The following is a 3,492-nucleotide window of genomic DNA, read 5'->3' as shown; positions in this document are numbered from 1 at the left end:
CTCTCGATCTGCCCCATGCCACCACGACACCAACTGCTGGCAACCGGCCTGCCCACGGCAGTGGAGTAGCTGGATGCGGGCACACGATCCCGGACGGCAGGCGGCGACCAGTACCAGGGCTCCGGCATGCTCGTGTTCTGAACGGGCCCGAGCTACTGGCTGTTGCGAAAGCCCAACGCCGGGAACCGGCCGAGGTCCTGCACGCCCAGTCCACCCCAGGGCCCCGGCAAGTTTGCTGAGGAGCGGCCCGTGGGCTGTATCGAGGGTTTCCCGTGGGGCCGAGTGGTGAGGGCTGCACGGAACCGGATACCGGAACAGGGCGGGCATGACACCCAGGTGATCATGGAGGTTCCTACGCCAGCCTGATCGTCCCCGAGGTGCCATGCCCGCCGCACCATTGTCTCCGCCTGCCCCTGTCCTGGATCAGCTGGCCTCGGTGGCGGCTGCCGCGGCACCGCCGCAGAGGTCACCTACCGGTCTACTGGCATTGTTCGCCCAGGTCAGCGACCCACGGAAACGCCGTGGAACGCGGCATCGCCTCCCGGTCCTGCTCACTCTGGCGACCTGCGCCGTCCTCGCGGGTGCCCGATCGTTCACGGCGGTCGCGGAGTGGGCCGCGGACGCCGGCCAGGCCGTCTGGTCGGCCCTGGGAATCGTCCGGGTCCCCGACGAATCGACGTTCCGGCGGGTCTTTGCTCTGCTCGACGCTGACGCGTTGGACACCATCCTCGGTGCCCGGGCTGCCGCCGCGACCACCCCGGCCGAGGGGACACGGCGACGGATCGCCGTCGACGGGAAGACCCTGCGCGGTTCCCGGGACGGCGACACACCGGGCCGGCACCTGCTCGCCGCGATCGACCAGCACCACGCCGTCGTGCTGGCCCAGCGGGCCGTCGAGGCGAAGACCAATGAGATTCCCGAGCTCAAAGCCCTGCTCGGCACCCTCGATCTGGCTGGCACGGTGGTCACCGCCGACGCCCTGCACACCCAGCGCGACACCGCCTCCTGGCTGGTTGACCGCGGCGCTCACTACCTTCTCGTCGCGAAAGCGAACCAGCCCGGGCTGTCCGCCCAGCTCGCAGCGCTGCCCTGGACAAAGGTCCCTACCAGGGCCCGGACCTGCGACCGCGGGCACGGCCGGATCGAGACCCGGATCGTGAAAGCCACCGAGGTCCGCGCCGGCATCGACTTCCCCCGCGCCCTCCAGGCCGTCCAGATCACCCGCCGCCGAGCCGTCGCCGATAGACCAGCGCAGACCGAAACCGTCCACGCGATCACCAGCCTGCCGACCCACCAGGCCAGCCCCACCCTGCTCGCCGACCTCGCCCGCGGCCACTGGACCATCGAGAACCGGCTGCACTGGGTACGCGATGTCGCCTACGACGAGGACCACCACCGCGCCCGCACCGGCAACACCCCCCAGGTCATGGCCAGCCTGCGCAACCTCGCGATCACCAGCCTGCGCCTGACCGGCACCACCAACATCACCCAAGCGCTACGACACCACGCCCGCCGACCCGAACGACCACTCGCCACGATCATGAACCTAAATTGCTAACCAGCAACTTTGCCGTTGCCCTGCAGTCCACCCGCCGACGGGAAACTTCAAGGAGCCCCTCACCACCAGGGATCTGAGAGTCGTCCATCTGGGTCGAGTCCGAACTGCAGCAACTTCTCCCAGCGTGGATCCTTGTGGCGGATCTCCGCCAGTTCCCTGAGTGCCCTCGTGTCGCCCGCGTCTGTGGCTAGGAATGCTAGCCGTTCGGCATCGTCGGGGTCTCCTCTTTCCTCTCGAAGCGTTGCGAGAGGCCATAGAATGCTGGTATCGCCGGATTCGGCGGCCTGGCGGGCAATATTTTCGGCTTCGTCGGGGTCTCCGGATTCCTCGCGTAGGCGCGCAAGATCCCAGATAGCGTCAAGGTTTCCAGCGTCTTTGGCCTGATGGTTGTACCGTTCCGCGCCAGCCAGGTCTCCTTGCTTTTCGAGCATCCAGGCGAGGCTTCTCATCGCCTCGGAATTTCCGGCGCTTCCTGCCAGAAGATAGAGTTCCTTGGCGCTGGCATAGTTGTCGGCGAGTTCGCGCATCCGGGCCAGGTGCCACGAGGGATCGGAATCTCCAGATTCGGCGGCCTGGCGGGCGATTGTTTCGGCTCCGTCGGGGTCTCCGGCTTTCTCTCGTATGCGCGAAAGATCAAAGTAGGTGTAAGGATCTCCCGCATCTCCGGCCTGCCGGTACAGGGGTTCTGCTCCATCGAGATCACTGGCATCCTCTCGGAAGATTGCCAGTTCCCGCATGACAGCCGAGTTGCCGGAACGTAGCGCCTGACGGGCGAGCTGTTCGGCGCCAGCGCGATCGCCGGCCTTTTCCCGTAGGCGTGCGAGGTCCCAGAGAGCGTACGTATGGCCGGTGTCCAGAGCCCGCCGATATAGCCGCTCGGCGTTCTCGCCATCCCCGGCGCTTTCCCGCATCCAGGCCAGTGAGGACAACGGTCCGACATCGCCGGAGTCGGCGGCCCGCTGGGCGACTTGTTCGGCTCCGTCGGGGTCTCCGGTTTCTTCGTGTAGACGCGTCACCTCCCAGAGAGCGTCCTCGTCGCCGGCGTCCGCGGCCTGGAGGTAGAAGCTTTTCGCGCCGTTGACGTCGCCGGCCTTCTCGCGAAGTTCGGCGAGGTGGCTCAACGCTTGGGGGCTCCCAGCCGCCGCGGCCTCGAGGTAGAGATTTTTCGCGCCGTCGAGGTCCCCGGCCTCCTCGCGAAGCCGCGCCAGGTCCCACCATGCCTCGGCTCTGCCGGCATTCCCCGCCCGCCGGTAAAGCTGATCAGCGTGCCGTAGCCTCAGGCGGCTCGCAGCGGATCGGCCTATGGCATGTAGATCTTCGGCGGTCTGGGCGTGACGGCTGACCGCTCCCCAGAACCCTGCGGGTGGAACATAGTAGCAACGAGTACGGAGGATGTTTTCGTCAGGACGGTCGCCCGGGTGGTAACTGGTGGTTGAGGTTGAGGGTGCGGGAACCAGCGCCGGGGAATGGCTGTCTGGTTGCTGATCCGCATGCTCGTAAATCGCCCCGGAAACAGCTTTGATCAACTGATGGTCGTCGCCGACCTGAAACTCGTCGGCCAGAAGAGCGGCGGCGGTGTCCGCAAGCAGAGCGATGGGTATTGGACTACTATGGCCGAGGCGACGGAGGTCCAGCGTCGCGATAAGTGCCGCGTGTTGTGCCAAACCCTCCCGGCGCAGGATCGAGTCCTTCTCCTCGCGCGACACGTTCTCGTACTCCGCGATGATCCGCTGCTGTTCCGCGCTGCTGAACACACGCCACGACGGCAGTGGCGCCGGATCGCGCCGCGGCGCGGAGGACCCGGCCGAACTCGACTGCGACTCTGGCTCCATGCACACAAAAATCTCCGATCGCGACCCGGAACCCGTCAAGCTGTTTGAGGCAGTGTTGTTCGAAAACTAGCTACTTGCCGGTTCCGGGTCTGGCTGCTCCTC

General features: G+C 66.4%; 2 protein-coding genes. One reads left to right on the top strand and one right to left on the bottom strand.

The window, feature by feature from the left end:
* The first annotated feature begins 436 nt into the window (after positions 1 to 436).
* Entirely contained in the window at positions 437 to 1,558 is a 1,122-nt protein-coding gene (locus MXD61_RS05470) for an ISAs1 family transposase (RefSeq protein WP_248811753.1), read from the top strand.
* A 59-nt stretch (positions 1,559 to 1,617) separates the two neighbouring features.
* On the opposite strand, the gene MXD61_RS05465 is transcribed toward MXD61_RS05470, so the two are convergent.
* Positions 1,618 to 3,390: a tetratricopeptide repeat protein gene (locus tag MXD61_RS05465; RefSeq protein ID WP_248811752.1), complete on the bottom strand. Its 1,773-nt coding sequence runs from the start codon at positions 3,388 to 3,390 to the stop codon at positions 1,618 to 1,620.
* Positions 3,391 to 3,492 lie beyond the last annotated feature (102 nt).

Source organism: Frankia sp. AgPm24 (genome assembly GCF_023243055.1).
Taxonomy (GTDB): domain Bacteria; phylum Actinomycetota; class Actinomycetes; order Frankiales; family Frankiaceae; genus Frankia; species Frankia umida.
Note: the sequence above shows the minus strand (reverse complement) of the source record. Positions and strands in the feature narration are given on the sequence as shown.

What these genes read in the sequence shown, in the direction of transcription:
- MXD61_RS05465 (WP_248811752.1), bottom strand. Translation starts at nt 3,390, where the DNA reads ATGGAGCCAGAGTCGCAGTCGAGTTCGGCCGGGTCCTCCGCGCCGCGG.